This is a genomic window from Shinella sp. (assembly GCF_052438155.1).
Lineage (GTDB): Bacteria > Pseudomonadota > Alphaproteobacteria > Rhizobiales > Rhizobiaceae > Shinella.
On sequence record NZ_JBQVPI010000014.1, the window covers coordinates 36,781 to 52,621 of the forward strand.

The following is a 15,841-nucleotide window of genomic DNA, read 5'->3' on the forward strand; positions in this document are numbered from 1 at the left end:
TGCGCCGCAGTATAAAGCGGCGAACGCCGGTTCGCGCCGTTGCCGAACGCAATTCCGCCATGGCGCCATTTGATTTCTTGGCCCCAAGCGCCTATCCCCGTTCGCCTGTATAAATGTGACTGCTGCCGGCCAAGGACCTGCATCCGAATGATCCTTTCCCGTTTTTTCCAATCGCGGCATCTGGTGCTGGGTTTCCTTGCGATCGTGGCCCTCTTTGTGGCGGTACGCGTCGGTTTTCCGTTCCTCGTCCAGACGGATACGGTCCGCCGGGAAATCGGGGAAACGCTGGAGGCCTGGACGGGTGCTGACGTCAAGATCGGGCGTGAGGCGGAGTTTTCCTTCTGGCCCTATCCACGCGTGACGATCGGCAGCGTGCACATCGTCGATCCGCAGGCGCAAGCAGGCAACAGGGAGCTCGCCTCCATCGAGAGCCTTTCGGCAAGCTTCGACCTCTTCGGCGCGGTGCGCGGCAAGCCGCTCTTCAGCGATTTCGATCTTGTGCGGCCGACGATCCACATTGGCTGGAACGCCGACGGCACGTTCAACTGGCGCCACAGCGGATGGCTGATACAGGCGATCGATGCCACCGCCTCCGCGGCTGAGGGGCAGGCGACACCCGAGCTGCCCGCTGAACGCATCGGCGCGATCAACGTGGTCGACGGGACCATTGAAGTGAAGCGCGAGAACGGCGGCGCGCCGTTCCGGATCTCCGACATCAACGGCGATATCGGCTGGGCATCCCTCCGGCGGCCGCTCGACCTGACACTGTCCGGCATCGTCAATGGCGAGATGACGCGCTGGACCTTCTATTGCGACCAGCCGCTGGCGCTTCTCGCCGGGCGCAATGCCACGGTGCGCACAAATCTGTCCGCCGATCCGACAACATTGAATTTCGAAGGCCTCGCCAACCTTTCCAGGAACGCCTTCGTCTCCGGCAACCTGTTGCTCTCCACGCCATCGCTGGGTCACCTGCTGGCCTGGCAGGGCAAGGAGATCCCCTCGGTCGGCAATATGGGCCAGGTGACGGTGGAGGCGAAGGTGGCGACGGCCGGTTATTCGGCAAAGCTCGAACAGCTCAAGCTGACGCTCGCCAATGCACAAGCGACCGGCGTGCTGGACGTCAACATGCCGCCGGACGGCGTGCCGCAAATGGGCGGCACGCTCGCCTTCGATCACATCGACCTGCGTGCCTTCCTGACCGCCTTCGCACCAGGCGCCGAGCAGAGTACAGCAAACATCGATACCGCCTTCGTTCACCAATTCGGCATGGACCTCAGGCTATCGGCCAAGACGGCGGATTTTGCGCCCTTCTCCCTGCAGGACCTTGCAGCCGGCATGCGCATCGAGAACGGCCGCGCCTCCTTCGACGTCGGCGACAGCACGTTGCTGGGCGGGCGGGCGACCGGGCGGATCTCGCTTTCCGAACAGGGCTTCCGCGGCGGCGGCCGCTTGCAGATGTCGCTCAGCGACGTGGATATCGGCGCGATCGTCAGCACACTTGCCTTGCCGGGGCCGTTGCCGTCAGGACGCGGTTCTGCGGATTTCGAGCTTTCGACGGAGCGGCCGCTCTGGGCAACGACGCCGTCGGATGTGTCTGGCCAGTTCCGCCTGCGCATGGGGCCGGGGACGCTCACCCATTTCAACCGGCAGGCCTTCGAGGAACGCGCCGCGCAAAATGCCTTCTTCAACTTCTCCGAAGCAGCGGACGGATCGTTCGATTTCGTGCGGGCCGATGTGGAAGCCAAGCTCGACCGCGGTCTTGCGGAACTGACCAAAGCGGAAATCGAGGGCAACGAGAAGCTCTTGACGCTTTCGGGCATGATTCCCTACCGCAGCGGCAGCGTGGCGCTCGCCGGCTCGCTCGCCGATCGGCCACAGGCGGATGCGTCCGCCGTCGTCAATCCGTCGGTCAGCTTCTTCGTCGGCGGCTCCTGGCCGGAACCGGTGATCTCGCCGATTTCCATCCTGACGGGGCAGCAGCCCCGCCAGTAGTTCTCTGACAGATATCAGCGACCGGCGAAGGCCGCCTGCTCATCCCTGACGCGCTGCACCTCGCGCCGCTTCGTCATGATCGAAGCAATGATGACACCGATGGCGACGAAGCCGATGAGCAGCGTGCAGGCCGCGTTGATCTCCGGCGTCACGCCGAGGCGCACCTGGCTGTAGATCTTCATGGGCAGCGTCGTTGCACCGGGGCCGGAGGTGAAGCTCGAGATGACGAGGTCGTCGAGCGACAGCGTCAACGCCAGCATCCAGCCCGACAGCACGGCCGGCGCGATGATCGGCAGCGTCACCTCGAGGAAGGTTTTCACCGGGGTAGCGCCGAGATCCATCGCCGCCTCCTCGACCGAGCGATCGAAGGACAGCAGGCGCGACTGAACCACCACCGTCACAAAGCACATGCTGAAGGTGATATGCGCGAGCGTCACCGTCACGAAGCCACGATCGAAGCCGATGGCGACGAAGAGCAGCAACAGTGACAGGCCGGTGATGACTTCCGGCATGACGAGCGGCGCATAGACCATGCCGGAGAACAGCAGACGACCGCGAAAGCGCGTGTAGCGGGTGAGCGCCAGCGCCGCCATGGTGCCAAGGGCCGTCGCGATGGTGGCGGAGAGCAGCGCCACGCGCACCGTCACCCAGGCCGCATCCATGAGGCCCTGGTTGTTGAACAGCGAGACATACCACTTCGTCGAGAAACCGCCCCAGACCGTCACGAGCTTCGACTCGTTGAACGAGAAGACGACCAGCAGCACGATCGGCAGGTAGAGAAAGGCGAAACCGAGAACGACGGAAACGATGTTGAAACGGGACCAGCTGTTCATGGTTCTACCTCCCCTGCTCTTCGGCCTTGGCCTGCGCATTCTGGAAGAACACGATGGGCACGACCAGAATGAGAAGCAGGATGGTGGCGACGGCGGCCGAGACCGGCCAGTCGCGGTTTGCGTTGAATTCGTTCCACAGCGTCTTGCCGATCATCAGCGTCTGCGATCCACCGAGCAGGTCGGGGATGACGAACTCGCCGACGGCCGGGATGAAGACGAGCATGCAGCCCGCAACGACACCGGGAATGGAGAGCGGGAAGGTTATCTTCCAGAACGCCGAGATCTGCGGGCAGCCGAGATCCTGCGCGGCCTCGATCAGCGTGTTGTCCATCTTTTCCAGCGCGGAATAGAGCGGCAACACCATGAAGGGCAGGTAGGAATAGACGATGCCGATATAGATCGCCCAGTTGGTCCCGAGAATGATCAGCGGCTGGTCGATGACGCCGATGCTCAGCAGGAACTGGTTGAGCAGGCCTTCCGGTTTCAGGATCGCAATCCAGGCATAGACGCGGATCAGGAAGCTCGTCCAGAACGGCAGGATGACGAGCATGAGGAGCGTCGGGCGCAAGGTGCGCGGCGCCTGTGCCATGCCATAGGCGATGGGGTAGCCGATGAGCAGCGTTATGAGGGTCGAAACACCCGCGATCCACAGGCTCGACAGATAGGCGTTCATATAGAGCGCATCTTCGGTCAGCCAGACGTAGTTTGCGAAACTGAACTGCCCGATGTTCGCGAAGAAGCCGGAAAGACCGTCCGCCAGCGCGAAGACCGGCTCATAGGGCGGCTGGGCGATGGCGGTGGTCGAGAGAGAGATGCGGAAGACGATGAAGAAGGGAATGAGGAAGAAGAACAGCAGCCACGCATAGGGAAGGATAATGACAAGGCGGCTGAAGATGGCGGAGCCGAGCTTGTTCATCGGTCAATCCTTCAAGACGACGCCGGCGGTTTCGCCGAAGGAGACCCAGACCTTCTCGTCATAGGCGATCGGATCCTCGACCTCACGCTGGGCATTCAGCATGGAGGCCTTCACCACCTTGCCGCTGCCGAGCTTGACGTAGAAGACCGTCATGTCGCCGAGATAGCCGATGTCCCAGATCTCACCCTGGGCCGCGTTGACGGAAGCGTCGGTCGGGGCTGCCCGCGTGACCCTCATCTTTTCCGGCCGGATGGCGAAGCCTGCGGCACTGCCCGTCGTCGGACCGTTCGCCGTTGCGGTGCGAACGGTAAAGCCCTCGTTGACGGCAAGCTCGATCTTGCCGTTGCCGTTGGCCGAAACCTTGCCGTCGAGGATGTTCACGTCGCCGATGAAGTCCGCCACGAACCGGGAGTTCGGCGCCTCGTAGATTTCCGCCGGCGTCGCCACCTGAACGACCTTGCCGTGGCTCATCACCGCGATGCGGTCCGCCATGGTCATCGCCTCCTCCTGGTCGTGCGTCACGACGACGAAGGTGAGGCCGAGTTCCTGCTGCAGGTCCATCAGCTCGAACTGGGTTTCCTCGCGCAGCTTCTTGTCGAGTGCGCCGAGCGGTTCGTCGAGCAGCAGCACTTTCGGGCGCTTGGCGAGCGAGCGGGCCAGCGCCACGCGCTGGCGCTGGCCCCCGGAGAGCTGGTGCGGCTTGCGCTTGGCGAACTGTTCGAGTTTCACGAGCTTCAGCATCTGCGTGACGCGCTCGGCGATCTCGTTCTTCGGCATGCCGTCCTGACGCAGGCCGAAGCCGATATTGCTCTCCACCGTCATGTGCGGGAAGAGCGCATAGGACTGGAACATCATGTTGACCGGCCGCTTGTAGGGCGGGATGCCGGCAATGTCCTGGCCGTCGAGGATGATTTCGCCGGAGGTCGGCCGCTCGAAGCCGGCGAGCATGCGCAAAAGCGTGGACTTCCCGCAGCCGGAGGCACCGAGGAGCGCAAAGAACTCGCGGTGATAGATGTTGAGGGTGAGATCATCGACGGCAGTGAAATCGCCGAACTTCTTCGTGACATTGCGGAACGTGATGTATGGTTTTGCGTCCGGATCCGTCCACGGCGCGAAGGAACGACGGATATTGCCGAGAGATTTCATTGCCTGTCCCCATCTCTTTTATTGGCAGTCAAAATGAAATTGCCCGGAAGCATCTTCCGGGCAATTCATCCTAGACCGGTTATTGGCCGGTCACGATTTTGGTCCACGCCCGTGTGAACAGGCGCTGCGTTTTGGCGTCCAGCGTGGTGTTGGTGAAGAGTTTCGCCATTGTCGCTTCATCCGGATAGATCGTCGTGTCCTTGATGATCTCTTCCGGCATGACCGCCTGCGCGGCCTTGTTGCCATTGGCATAGTGGATGTAGGTCGATGCCTTGGCGATAACTTCCGGGCGCATCATGTAGTCGAGGAAGGCGTGGGCTTCCTCGACATGCGGTGCATCGGACGGGATCGCCATCTGGTCGAACCACATCTGCGTGCCTTCCTTCGGAATCACGTAACCGACTTCGACGCCGTTCTTGGCTTCTTCGGCACGGTCGCGGCCCTGGAAGATATCACCCGACCAGCCGACGGCGATGCAGATGTCGCCGTTCGCGAGGCCGTTGATGAACTCCGACGAATGGAACTTGCGCACGAAGGGGCGGATCTTCTGGAGCGCTTCCTCGGCCTTGGCGAGATCGGCCGGGTCATGGCTGTCCGGGTTGACTCCCAGATAGGCGAGCGTCACCGGAATGATGTCGGTGGGCGAATCGAGCAGGTTGATGCCGCAATCCTTGAGCTTTTCAGCGTTTGCCGGATCGAAGATCACGTTCCAGCTGTCGATCGTATCCGTGCCGAGGGCTTCCTTGATCTTGGCCTTGTTATAGCCGATGCCGATCGTGCCCCACATGTAGTTGATCGAGTATTCGTTGCCCGGGTCGAACGGCTGCATACGGGTTGCAACCATGTCCCACATGTTCTTGAGGTTCGGCAGCTTCGACTTGTCGAGCTTCTGGTAGACGCCGGCCGAAATCTGGCGCTGCAGGAACGTGTTGGTCGGCACGACGACATCGTAGCCCGTACCGCCGGCGAGAAGCTTCGTCTCAAGGATCTCGTTCGAATCATAGACGTCGTAGACGACCTTGATGCCGGTTTCCTTGGTGAAATCGTCAATAATCGAGGAGTCGATATAATCCGACCAGTTGTAGACGTTAACGACTTTTTCCTGCGCCAGCGCACCGCCGGCACCAAATAGTGCCACAGCAGCGGCAGTCGCTAAAAGAGTACGCCTTACCATTGATTTATCTCCCAGTTTTTTCGCGGGCCTATAAGTTCGTATGAAGAACAGTCGCCGATTATGGTTGTTTTTCGAGAGGCGACAAGCTGCATTCTACTCAAACAAAGGCTGAATTTTGATATCACATTGTTCCCATTCCTATCATATTTGAAGCCCTATCGGCGAAGGAAAGCAAGTAGAAATTTACTGGAAGTCGAAAAGGCTCAAGCCCGCGACCATTTCATCAAGCCCCACCGGCCGCGTGACGGGTGGTTCGGCGCGAGCAAGACAGCCCTGGCGCTCGCACAGCCGACAGGCCGTGCCGACCGCGACGGCACCGTCCCGCCGCACCGCTTCGGCATAGACCGTCTCCTCCGCATGAGCCGCGTCGCAGCCGAGAAGAAGTGCGGTACGGCGCACCCGCTCGGCAAAGGCGCCCTGCGGCCCTTCCAGCGTCCGCGACACCGTCAGGAAGGCGCCGCCGTCCGGCATCTCGACACGATCGACGAGGATCTGCCCCGGCTGGGAAAAGGCGGAATGCACGCCGAGCTTCGGACAGCCGCCGCCGAAGCGGGCCTGCGGAAACCCTTGCGCGCCTGCGCGGCGAAAACGATGGCCGGCATTGTCGATTTCCAACATGAAAAAGGGTACGCCCACCTTGCCGGGCCGCTGCAGCATGGTGAGCCGGTTCGCCGCCTGCTCATAGGAGACGCCGAAGCGCGACCGCAGCACGTCGACATCATAACGGGCACGCTGCGCCGCCGTATGAAAGGCCTCGTAGGGCATCATCAGAGCATGCGCGGCGTAGCGCGCCAGCTCGAAGCGGGCGATGCGCTTGGCCTCCGCCGTCGAGAAGGCGAGCAGGTTCAGCTCGGCGAAAATCTCGTCCTGCAGGGCGAGCTGCACGGTCTCCATGGCGATCTCGCGCATCTGGTCGAAGGGCGACAGGCGCTCGGACAGGAAGAGGCGCATCGAGTGCCGGTCGAAGCGGCGGCGCAGGTTCGGCATGGTGTGGACGGGAAGCAGGCGCACCACGACGCCGTGCTCCTTGCGCAGCCACCCCTTCAGCGCCGATGCGAGGTCGTCGCCCGGCGCAAGGGCTGCATGAAACCGCTCGGCCGCCTCGTCGATCGCGCCGAAATAGTTGGGGCGCCCCTCCAGCTTGTCACGCACCTCGTCCATCGGCAGCAACGTGCCGGACAGCGTCGTCGCATGGCCTTCGCGGGCAAGCAGGTCGGCGAGGTCGGTGAGGCGCGCGGCCTGCTCGCGATAGGCGCGGTAGAGTTTTAAAATGCCGCTCGCGACATTCGGCGCGGCATCGGCGATTTCCACCAGCTCATGATCACCCGGCAGCTCGCCAGCGAGCAGCGGGTCGGCAAAGACCTCGCGCAGCTGGCGGGCATTGCCGGCGCTTTCGCCCTGAAGCTCGTCGAGGTCCACCTTGTAGACGGAGGCAAGCCGCAGCAGCAGCTGCACCGTCAGCGGTCGCTGGTTGCGTTCGATGAGGTTCAGGTAGGACGGCGAGATCGACAGGCCCTCGGCCATGGCCGTCTGGGTCAGGCCGAGCGTGTTGCGGATGCGCCGGACTTTCGGGCCGGCAAAAATCTTGTTCTCCGCCATATGTCAAATCCTTTACACCGGCGAACCACCGAGAGAATTTACAAGATTTACTTTTTTACAGATCCTCCTTGTCAAAGACAAGACATCGTTACTCGATTATCGCCTTGATTTTCCGGTTTTCTCTCGCCGAATTGTGCGGTGCGATGTAAATACTGTCACATGAAATCGGGCGGAAAGAAACGGACACCCGATCCTGAGACACAGTACCGGAGGACATTATGACTGATTTTTACAATCTCGTTCCGAGCGCGCCAAAAGGCCGGTTCGATGGCATCGAGCGCCCCTATACGGCCGAGACGGTCGAAAAGCTGCGCGGCTCTGTCCAGATCCGGCACACGCTGGCCGAAAACGGCGCGAACCGGTTGTGGAAACTCATCCACGAGGAAGACTTCGTCAACGCGCTCGGCGCGCTCTCCGGCAACCAGGCCATGCAGATGGTTCGCGCCGGTCTGAAGGCGATCTACCTCTCCGGCTGGCAGGTTGCTGCCGACGCCAACACGGCGTCCGCCATGTATCCCGACCAGTCGCTCTATCCGGCCAATGCCGCACCGGAGCTTGCCAAGCGCATCAACCGCACGCTCCAGCGTGCCGACCAGATCGAAACGGCGGAAGGCAACGGCCTTTCGGTCGACACCTGGTTCGCGCCGATCGTTGCCGATGCGGAAGCCGGCTTCGGTGGCCCGCTCAACGCCTTCGAGATCATGAAGGCCTTCATCGAGGCAGGCGTTGCCGGTGTTCACTTCGAAGACCAGCTCGCATCGGAAAAGAAGTGCGGCCATCTCGGCGGCAAGGTTCTGATCCCGACCGCGGCGCATATCCGCAACCTTGATGCCGCGCGCCTTGCCGCCGACGTCATGGGCACCTCGACGCTGGTCGTCGCCCGCACCGATGCCGAGGCCGCAAAACTGCTCACCTCCGATATCGACGAGCGCGACCAGCCCTTCGTCGACAGGGACAAGGGCCGCACGGTCGAGGGTTTCTACCAGGTCAAGAACGGCATCGAGCCGTGCATTGCCCGCGCCATCGCCTATGCACCGCATTGCGACCTGATCTGGATGGAAACCGGCAAGCCCGACCTCGAACAGGCCCGCAAGTTCGCCGAAGCGGTGCACAAGGTCCATCCCGGCAAGCTGCTCGCCTACAATTGCTCGCCCTCGTTCAACTGGAAAAAGAACCTGGACGACGCGACGATCGCCAAGTTCCAGCGCGAGCTGGGCGCGATGGGCTACAAGTTCCAGTTCATCACGCTCGCCGGCTTCCACCAGCTGAATTTCGGCATGTTCGAACTAGCACGCGGCTACAAGGACCGTCAGATGGCGGCCTATTCGGAGCTGCAGGAGGCGGAATTCGCCGCCGAGGTCAACGGCTACACCGCGACCAAGCACCAGCGCGAAGTCGGCACCGGTTATTTCGATGCCGTCTCCATGGCCATCACCGGCGGCCAGTCCTCGACCACCGCCATGCATGAATCGACCGAGCACGAACAGTTCCGCCCGGCCGCCGAGTAACCCGACCCGTCAACCTTCAAGAACCCCGATTAAAAGAGGAGAAATGCCATGACAGTCCAGACCCGCGTCAAGGAACGAGCCGAAGAGCAGGCTTCCGCCATGACCTCCGACCAGCAGGCCATGATCCGCATGGTTGCCAACGACCTGCACCGCCTCAACCAGTCCGTCATGAAGGCGGTCGAGGCCGGTGTTTCGGTGGAGCTCGTCCGCTCCGCCCGCCACCATGGTGGCGAAGGCAACTGGGGCGACCTGCTGATCCCGGTCATCGTGACGCAGGGTCGCGGCTGACAAGGCATATCCAGTCAAAGAAAATCCCCGGCGTTCCCTGCGCCGGGGATTTTTCGTGTCCAAGCCCTCCGTGCGGTGAGCCGCAAGGAGGCGTGTCTTTCGGCGTTATACGGCAGCCGCCGCCGCTTCGTCGATCAGGGCTGCGACTTCGGCCGGATGCGAGGCAAGCGAGGCGTGGCTGGCCTGCAATGTGATAATCTTGCGCGGGTTCATCCGCTCGGCCATGCGCTTCTGGTTCTCGGGATTGATCATGCGGTCCTCGCTGGAAAGCTGGTACCAGACCGGCTTCTTTTTCCAGGCAGGATCCGTCACGGTGTCACCGAAAGTGTTGGCGATCGGCGCCTTTTGGGACGCCGCCATCACCAGGCTCTCATCTGCCGTCAAATCCTGGCAGAAGCTCTCGTGAAACTTGTCGTATTTGATCCAGAGGTAACCGTCGCTGTCCGGCGCGAGGTTGGCGATCGCGGCCGGTGGAAACACCTGGCTGATCGCGCCGGGGCTTTCGCCTGCATCGGGTGCGAAAGCCGCAATATAGACGAGGCCCACGACATTCGGCAGATCGCCGGCCTCGGTGATGACCGCGCCACCGTAGGAATGGCCGACCAGGAGAACAGGCCCCTCCTGCTGTTTGACCATCTTGCGCGTGCGCTCGGCATCGTCCTTGAGCGAGGTCAGCGGCATCTCGACCGCACGAACCTTGTCATATCCCTTGCGGGAAAGCTCGATGATCACCTTGCTCCAATGCGCTGCCCCGCCCCAGAATCCATGAACGAGAACGACCGTTGGTTTAGCACTCATTGCTGAGACCTCCTAAATTGCTGTCTCGATTGCATTTTTCTCCGAGACGCGCGGCATTCCACCGAGTGATCGTCGCACCATCCCAAGCCAATTTTATTGCACTCGGCGGAGGGGTTAGCAAATGTCATATTCGTGACTTGAAATAGGCCCGGCCGCGGTTGGCACAGGCAAATCCGACCAACACGAAGACCTCCTTCGATACTGGAGATTTCCTTTATGTGCGGCTCGGCCGCTTACCGGCGAAAAGATCGGCGTGGCTTTTCAAGAGCCGAAACAGCCGGTCGGAGACCGTACGGATATCGCGCCGATGCCTATCCTCATTGTTGGCGACGATCCATTGCTGGTGGCGCAGCTCCCGGATTTCCTCCCCGGCCCTTTCCAGGCCTGGATCCAGATCACCGACGAAACACGGTAGCACCGCCTGCCCTGCCCCGGCACGCACGAGATCGAGCAGCGAGCGCGGGCGGCTGACGAGCACGGCGATCGCGCCGCCCATGCGGTCATGCGGCCAGCGCAGATAGGCGGAGACCGCATCGTCTTCCGACACCGCGAGCCAGCGGCCGGCAAGGGTTTCGTCTGAATTCTTCCGCCGATAGGCCGCATAGGCCACATCGCCGGCGGGCCGACTGATCAGGCTCGGCTCCGTCGGCTCGACGGCCCGGATGCCGACATCCACCTCGCGGTGCGCGAGCGTCGCCCGGCGCTCGGAAACCGACAGGTCGAGGCGGAAGGGATCACGCTCGGTGCAGATCGCCGAGATGTTCTCGCAGATAAGCCAGGTCACCCAGGTGCCGGCCATCAGCCGCACGGTGCTCGCGCCCTGCCCCTCCTGCCGCCAGCTTTCCACGCCACGGGCGATGGACTCCATCGCTTGCAATTTCTCGAACAACGCCTGCCCTTCGCCTGTCAGCCGATAGCCGGTCTGGCTGCGCAAAAAGAGCGGCCGCCCCATCGCCTCTTCCAATTGCAGCACACGCCGGCCCACCGTCGCGGGGCTGAGGCCCGAAACCTGCGCGGCACCGGTCAGCCCGCCATGACGGGCAACCTCCAGGAAGATACGATAGGAATCCCAGGACATGTCTTTCATCAATGAAAAACATAGCCCGGTTTTTGCTGTTCGTGAATGCGAGTTTGAAGGGTAACTTCACCGCGTCCACCACGGCGCCAACGACGCCGTCAAACCCAGACAGCAGCCATGAAGCGCCCTCCCGGCGCCACGGTTTGCTGTTGCCTAATCAAAGGAGGACAGAGATGCAGGATATGTACGGCCTTGCCATCCTTTTCGAGCTTTCTCAAAAAGACGGCCGCCACAAACACGAATTCGATCATCTGCGCGAAACGCCGCCGCTGCGGACACGTTTCTTCCGGTTTCTGCGGGCTTTTCGCCTATCGAAAACAGTCAAGGGCCCGGAGTGACCGGGCCCTTGACAAGCATTCAGGGTCGCCGGCAGCCTATTTCAACGCTCTCGGCATTTCCCCGGCCTGGTAGAATGAGACGATCTGACCGTCGGGATCGCGAAAGTCGGCGAACCAGCCGCCCGGCGCCTCCGAGACTGGCGTGACGATTTCGACGCCGGCGGAAGCCAGCCGCTCGATCAGCGTGTCGATGCCGCCATCGGCCAGGCCGAAGACCACGTTGGGCGTGTTGCCGGGTTTCGGGTCGCCCTTGAAGACCATCAGGTCGACCTCCTGGCCGATCTTGGTCATGAGATAGGCGCTGCCGTCCTCCTCATCGTAGCGTTCGAACTGGATGCCGAGATGGTCGCGGTAGAATGCGCGTGTGCGCTCGATATCGGCGACGTTGAAGATGATCGTTACGCCGTTGAAGTTCAGGTTCATGGAATTCTCCTTCTGTTGCACAGGCTAGTTGCCGTCGCCGGGCAAAACGTGATCGCGCTTTGAAAAGAAAATCGGAATGCCGTCCGGATCGCGAATGGCAAAGGCACGCGACGCGTGGGGATGAAGCACCGATCTCAGGGAACGGCGCGCAGGACCATCTCCCGCCGCCGGCAGAAACTCCTCAAAAAGAGCAGCCTCCCCACCAAAGGCATCGAAGGCCTTGCGCAATCCGCTGAGACGCTGGCGAAACGCCACGTCGCTTAGGCCGATCAGGTGCGTGATTTCCGCCCGGTCGAGGCCAAGGTTCACCAGAAGTGCCACGACACGCTGTGCAGGCGGCAGCGACGACATGAACTCTTGAGAGAGCCGGGGCGGCGCATTCGGCACCACGTTCGGGGTGTCCCAGGCGGTTTCGCGCGCCCGCCTCCGCACCGCAGTTCGCGCGACGAAACGCGCATGGTTACGGATGGCACCCTTCGCCCAGGCCACGAAACCCGGATCCGTGATCCTCCGCCCGCCTGCGACCGCCTGTAACAGCACGTCCTGCACCAGATCATCTGCCTCGTGATCGACGCGGCTGTGCCGGCTCGCACAATGTCGCAGCGTGGCCAATATCGTGTTGTGCGTCATTTCAACCACCGGGCCGGCATAGCGCGGTTTTGCATGACCAAACCCGGCATCCGCTCAATCAATCGGCCGTTCGATCCGCAAGGTGAACGATGCTTCTTCTCCGCGCTCAGCCTTGAACCCCATATAGAGCTCAATGCGAAATTCGCCGTCGCGATGAAGGGTGTCGCCCCAATCCGGCCCGTCCGCCCAGCCATCATAGATGGGATCGCGCTCATTCGGGCTATAGACATTGAAGGCGCAGCACTTGCTGCTGGCCGAGAGCGAAACGGCCAATATATCATAGGATTGCGCCTGGAAGAGATAGTTTACGGTGTCCGCGGCCTTGATCCGGCCCGTCACCTCTACCGGCTGCCCCAACGGAACATCGATCCTCTCGATCGTTTCGATCGCGGTCGGATGAGCCTCTGGAAAGGCGACATATTTACCACGCCGTAGCACCTGCACTCCTCCCGGCTGTCTTGATCTGTCGCAACATCGAAGTCGCGGCAGGTCAGATTACGCATTTCGGGCGCGGCTGCCAGAGCTGCCGCGCCCGAAATACGATACGGTCTGTCAGGCCGCGCGATAGACCGCCGGCTCGTCCGCCTCCAGGCGGAACTGCTCGACCAGCATCATCAGCGTGTCGGCATCGCCTGCAAGCTTGCGGCTGGCGGCCGTCGTCAGGTCCACCATCGAGGCGTTCTGCTGGGTCATCTGGTCCATCTGGTTGACGGAGCCGTTGACCTCGGCGAGTGCTGCCGCCTGGTCGCGGCTGGCGGTTGCCATCATGTCGACATGCTGGCTGACGGTGACGATCTGCTGGCTGATCGAGGCGAGCACCGAGCCGGTCTCCTGCACGAGGTGCGAACCGGCTTTGACCTCTTTCGTCGACTTTTCGATAAGGCCCTTGATCTCGCGGGCGGCACTGGCCGAGCGCTGGGCAAGTTCACGGACCTCTTGCGCCACGACTGCAAAGCCCTTGCCTGCCTCGCCGGCGCGGGCAGCCTCGATGCCGGCATTGAGGGCGAGCAGGTTGGTCTGGAAGGCGATGTCGTCGATGACCTCGATAATCTGCTCGATCTGGCGTGAGGCCCCTTCGATACGGCCCATCGCGTCGATCGCATTGCTGACCACGGCGGCAGAACTGTCGGCGCTGCGCTTTGTCGTGCCGACGACGATGTTCGCCTCATGCGCCCGCTCGGCGGAGGAGCGCACCGTCGCGGTGATCTGCTCGACGGCGGCAGCGGTTTCCTCCAGCGACGAGGCCTGGGATTCCGTGCGCTTGGCAAGCGCATCGCCGGATTGCAGCATTTCCGCGCCGCTGCGCTGGATAGACAGCGCGTTGCCGCGGATCTGGCCGAGCGTGTCCTGCAGGCGCTCGAGCGAGACGTTGAAGTCCTGGCGAAGCTGTTCGAGACGGCCGGTGAAGGGCGTGTCGATCTGGCGCGACAGGTCGCCCTGCGCCAGACGGCCGAGGCCGGCGGCGAGTGCGTTGACGGCAAAGTCTATCTGCCGGTCGAAGGCCTGTTTTTCCGCGTCGTTGCGGGCACGGTCGGCTTCCGCCGCGGCGCGCTGCTGTTCGCTTTCGGCTTCCACGCGGATCTTCGACAGGGCATTTTCCTTGAAGACGCCGAGTGCACGGGCCATGTCGCCGATCTCGTCGCGACGACCTTCGCCGGAAATGCCGGTGTCGAGGAAACCATCCGCCAGGCGGCGCATGGCGCCGGTGATCTGGCCGATCGGCCCCTTCAGCGTCAGCACCAGCGCAATGCCGGCGAGGATGGCGATGGCGGCACCGCCGACGGTCGCGAGAACCGAGACCTGGTTGGCCTTTTCGCGTTCCGTGCCCGCGCTGACCTTCTGCTCTTCGGCGAACTGGCTCAACAGATTCCAGATCGTGTCGATCGACTGGCCGGCGGCTTCGAAATCAGCAACGCGCTCGGTGCTGATCTTGACGAGCGCGGCGCTGTCCGCCTCGATCCGCTCGAGAACCGGCTTCAGCGTTTCATCGACCTTGTCGAAGAAAGGCAGGCCGCTTGCACTGCCGCGCAGGCTGTTCATGTCGATGCGCAGGATGGAAATGTTGCCGAGCAGTTTGACGCGATTTTCCTGCGACGTCTGGCCGAGGAAGCGTGCGGCGGCAACTTCGATATCGTCGATGGAGGATACCAGTTTGCGCGTCGAGCCGAGCACCGCTTCGGACTTGATGATCGGCGCGTCGAGTTCGCTGAAGATGCGGGTAGCCTCACGCATCTTTGCGGAAGCGGCGCCCTGAAGCTGGATCGTCACCTGACGGAAGCGGTTCACCCGTCTTGCGATCTCCGGCACCGTGACACTCGCCGGATCCGACGACGAAAGGAAACCGGCGAGTTCGTCGATCGTGTTGCGGATGGTGATCGAGACGACCGTCTGGTTCTTCGGCAGGATCATCGCGATCGAGCGTTCTGTCTTGGAAATGAACGGGTAGCGTTCCTTGACGAGCTTCAGCTGGTCGTCGGGCGTCGCCCCGCGGCTGAATTCGGAGAGCAGATCGCCAAAAAACTTGCTGGCTGCGGTCAGGCGCTCGGCCTCGCGCAGCATGCTCTTTGCGGCGTTCTCGTTCTGCCGCACCTGGCGCTGGAGCTTCGTCGCCTCGTCGAGGATCTTCATCTGCTCGCTGGAAAGCGTGTTGAGGTTCTTGGTCATCGTGTCGTGCAGGGCAAGTTCGTTCACGTAGAGCGACCAGAGCCCCTCCATGCGCGCCTCGATGTCCTTGGTTTGCGCCTGGGCATCCATCAGCTTGGACCTGTCGGCATCGGGTGCCAGACCGTCCATCGTGTCCTGAAGGACAGCACTCTGTGCCGTCAGGCGCTCCTGCACGGTGTTTCGGCTTTCCTCACTGGTGTTCTGGAGGAAGCGGTTCATGCCGGCATAGACATCCTTGAAGCCGCTCAGCGACTGGAGAACGTTGTTGGAAATCTCCATGCGGCCCTGCAACAGACCGGAAGCATAGAGCCCGGTGAAGCCTACGGCGCAGATCGAGAGCACGAAGGGTAAAATGAAGACCAGAACCTTCGTCTGGATCTTGAAGCGGGCGAGAATCTTATCAATAAACATGGCGGAACATCCGTTGTCGGCGTGCTCCACCCCTGCCCTTTTG

At 62.0% G+C, this 15,841-nt stretch carries 15 protein-coding genes; 4 read left to right on the plus strand and 11 right to left on the minus strand.

Annotation, left to right across the window (positions count from 1 at the left end; all coding sequences use genetic code 11):
• Positions 1 to 147 precede the first annotated feature (147 nt).
• Positions 148 to 1,992: an AsmA family protein gene (locus ACT6VE_RS22270; protein ID WP_444800613.1), complete on the plus strand. Its 1,845-nt coding sequence runs from the start codon at positions 148 to 150 to the stop codon at positions 1,990 to 1,992.
• 14 nt (positions 1,993 to 2,006) lie between these two features.
• Here ACT6VE_RS22270 and ACT6VE_RS22275 read toward each other — a convergent pair whose 3' ends face one another.
• The 5 genes from ACT6VE_RS22275 to ACT6VE_RS22295 all read right to left on the minus strand — a co-directional run bounded on the left by ACT6VE_RS22275 (position 2,007) and on the right by ACT6VE_RS22295 (position 7,660).
• Complete coding sequence (locus tag ACT6VE_RS22275) at positions 2,007 to 2,825, minus strand: ABC transporter permease (RefSeq protein ID WP_444800614.1); 819 nt, start codon at positions 2,823 to 2,825, stop codon at positions 2,007 to 2,009.
• A gap of 4 nt (positions 2,826 to 2,829) precedes the next feature.
• Positions 2,830 to 3,741 carry an ABC transporter permease subunit gene (locus ACT6VE_RS22280; RefSeq protein ID WP_444800615.1) on the minus strand — a complete coding sequence of 304 codons (912 nt, stop codon included), beginning with the start codon at positions 3,739 to 3,741 and terminating at the stop codon, positions 2,830 to 2,832.
• Between the two features lie 3 nt (positions 3,742 to 3,744).
• On the minus strand, positions 3,745 to 4,887 hold the full coding sequence (locus ACT6VE_RS22285) for an ABC transporter ATP-binding protein (protein WP_444800616.1): 1,143 nt from the start codon (positions 4,885 to 4,887) through the stop codon (positions 3,745 to 3,747).
• Between the two features lie 79 nt (positions 4,888 to 4,966).
• Positions 4,967 to 6,076, minus strand: coding sequence for a polyamine ABC transporter substrate-binding protein (locus tag ACT6VE_RS22290; protein WP_444800713.1), 1,110 nt, complete (start codon positions 6,074 to 6,076; stop codon positions 4,967 to 4,969).
• Positions 6,077 to 6,244: 168 nt separating this feature from the next.
• Positions 6,245 to 7,660 carry a helix-turn-helix domain-containing protein gene (locus ACT6VE_RS22295; RefSeq protein ID WP_444800617.1) on the minus strand — a complete coding sequence of 472 codons (1,416 nt, stop codon included), beginning with the start codon at positions 7,658 to 7,660 and terminating at the stop codon, positions 6,245 to 6,247.
• Between the two features lie 218 nt (positions 7,661 to 7,878).
• Between ACT6VE_RS22295 and aceA the strand changes: the two genes are divergently transcribed.
• On the plus strand, positions 7,879 to 9,168 hold the full coding sequence (gene aceA / locus ACT6VE_RS22300; protein ID WP_257949903.1) for an isocitrate lyase: 1,290 nt from the start codon (positions 7,879 to 7,881) through the stop codon (positions 9,166 to 9,168).
• A 48-nt stretch (positions 9,169 to 9,216) separates the two neighbouring features.
• The gene (locus ACT6VE_RS22305; protein ID WP_069059911.1) at positions 9,217 to 9,456 is read left to right on the plus strand and encodes an SMc00767 family acetate metabolism repressor; all 240 of its coding nucleotides are present in this window, start codon (positions 9,217 to 9,219) and stop codon (positions 9,454 to 9,456) included.
• Positions 9,457 to 9,561: 105 nt separating this feature from the next.
• Here the strand turns inward: ACT6VE_RS22305 and ACT6VE_RS22310 are convergent, their stop codons facing one another.
• Both ACT6VE_RS22310 and ACT6VE_RS22315 read right to left on the minus strand, forming a co-directional pair.
• Complete coding sequence (locus tag ACT6VE_RS22310) at positions 9,562 to 10,254, minus strand: alpha/beta hydrolase (RefSeq protein ID WP_444800618.1); 693 nt, start codon at positions 10,252 to 10,254, stop codon at positions 9,562 to 9,564.
• Positions 10,255 to 10,468: 214 nt separating this feature from the next.
• Positions 10,469 to 11,341, minus strand: a complete 873-nt coding sequence (locus tag ACT6VE_RS22315) for a LysR family transcriptional regulator (protein ID WP_444800619.1) — start codon at positions 11,339 to 11,341, stop codon at positions 10,469 to 10,471.
• A gap of 2 nt (positions 11,342 to 11,343) precedes the next feature.
• On the opposite strand from ACT6VE_RS22315, the gene ACT6VE_RS22320 reads away from it, so the two are divergent.
• Positions 11,344 to 11,670 carry a hypothetical protein gene (locus ACT6VE_RS22320; RefSeq protein WP_444800620.1) on the plus strand — a complete coding sequence of 109 codons (327 nt, stop codon included), beginning with the start codon at positions 11,344 to 11,346 and terminating at the stop codon, positions 11,668 to 11,670.
• 36 nt (positions 11,671 to 11,706) lie between these two features.
• On the opposite strand, the gene ACT6VE_RS22325 is transcribed toward ACT6VE_RS22320, so the two are convergent.
• The 4 genes from ACT6VE_RS22325 to ACT6VE_RS22340 all read right to left on the minus strand — a co-directional run bounded on the left by ACT6VE_RS22325 (position 11,707) and on the right by ACT6VE_RS22340 (position 15,798).
• On the minus strand, positions 11,707 to 12,093 hold the full coding sequence (locus ACT6VE_RS22325; protein WP_069059914.1) for a VOC family protein: 387 nt from the start codon (positions 12,091 to 12,093) through the stop codon (positions 11,707 to 11,709).
• A 24-nt stretch (positions 12,094 to 12,117) separates the two neighbouring features.
• Complete coding sequence (locus tag ACT6VE_RS22330) at positions 12,118 to 12,723, minus strand: RNA polymerase sigma factor (RefSeq protein ID WP_444800621.1); 606 nt, start codon at positions 12,721 to 12,723, stop codon at positions 12,118 to 12,120.
• A 54-nt stretch (positions 12,724 to 12,777) separates the two neighbouring features.
• Complete coding sequence (locus ACT6VE_RS22335) at positions 12,778 to 13,161, minus strand: hypothetical protein (protein ID WP_444800622.1); 384 nt, start codon at positions 13,159 to 13,161, stop codon at positions 12,778 to 12,780.
• Positions 13,162 to 13,275: 114 nt separating this feature from the next.
• The gene (locus tag ACT6VE_RS22340; RefSeq protein ID WP_444800623.1) at positions 13,276 to 15,798 is read right to left on the minus strand and encodes a methyl-accepting chemotaxis protein; all 2,523 of its coding nucleotides are present in this window, start codon (positions 15,796 to 15,798) and stop codon (positions 13,276 to 13,278) included.
• Between the last annotated feature and the right edge of the window lie 43 nt (positions 15,799 to 15,841).

What these genes read in the sequence shown, in the direction of transcription:
- ACT6VE_RS22270 (WP_444800613.1), top strand. Translation starts at nt 148, where the DNA reads ATGATCCTTTCCCGTTTTTTCCAATCGCGGCATCTGGTGCTGGGTTTC.
- ACT6VE_RS22275 (WP_444800614.1), bottom strand. Translation starts at nt 2,825, where the DNA reads ATGAACAGCTGGTCCCGTTTCAACATCGTTTCCGTCGTTCTCGGTTTC.
- ACT6VE_RS22280 (WP_444800615.1), bottom strand. Translation starts at nt 3,741, where the DNA reads ATGAACAAGCTCGGCTCCGCCATCTTCAGCCGCCTTGTCATTATCCTT.
- ACT6VE_RS22285 (WP_444800616.1), bottom strand. Translation starts at nt 4,887, where the DNA reads ATGAAATCTCTCGGCAATATCCGTCGTTCCTTCGCGCCGTGGACGGAT.
- ACT6VE_RS22295 (WP_444800617.1), bottom strand. Translation starts at nt 7,660, where the DNA reads ATGGCGGAGAACAAGATTTTTGCCGGCCCGAAAGTCCGGCGCATCCGC.
- aceA (WP_257949903.1), top strand. Translation starts at nt 7,879, where the DNA reads ATGACTGATTTTTACAATCTCGTTCCGAGCGCGCCAAAAGGCCGGTTC.
- ACT6VE_RS22305 (WP_069059911.1), top strand. Translation starts at nt 9,217, where the DNA reads ATGACAGTCCAGACCCGCGTCAAGGAACGAGCCGAAGAGCAGGCTTCC.
- ACT6VE_RS22310 (WP_444800618.1), bottom strand. Translation starts at nt 10,254, where the DNA reads ATGAGTGCTAAACCAACGGTCGTTCTCGTTCATGGATTCTGGGGCGGG.
- ACT6VE_RS22315 (WP_444800619.1), bottom strand. Translation starts at nt 11,341, where the DNA reads ATGAAAGACATGTCCTGGGATTCCTATCGTATCTTCCTGGAGGTTGCC.
- ACT6VE_RS22320 (WP_444800620.1), top strand. Translation starts at nt 11,344, where the DNA reads ATGAAAAACATAGCCCGGTTTTTGCTGTTCGTGAATGCGAGTTTGAAG.
- ACT6VE_RS22325 (WP_069059914.1), bottom strand. Translation starts at nt 12,093, where the DNA reads ATGAACCTGAACTTCAACGGCGTAACGATCATCTTCAACGTCGCCGAT.
- ACT6VE_RS22330 (WP_444800621.1), bottom strand. Translation starts at nt 12,723, where the DNA reads ATGACGCACAACACGATATTGGCCACGCTGCGACATTGTGCGAGCCGG.
- ACT6VE_RS22340 (WP_444800623.1), bottom strand. Translation starts at nt 15,798, where the DNA reads ATGTTTATTGATAAGATTCTCGCCCGCTTCAAGATCCAGACGAAGGTT.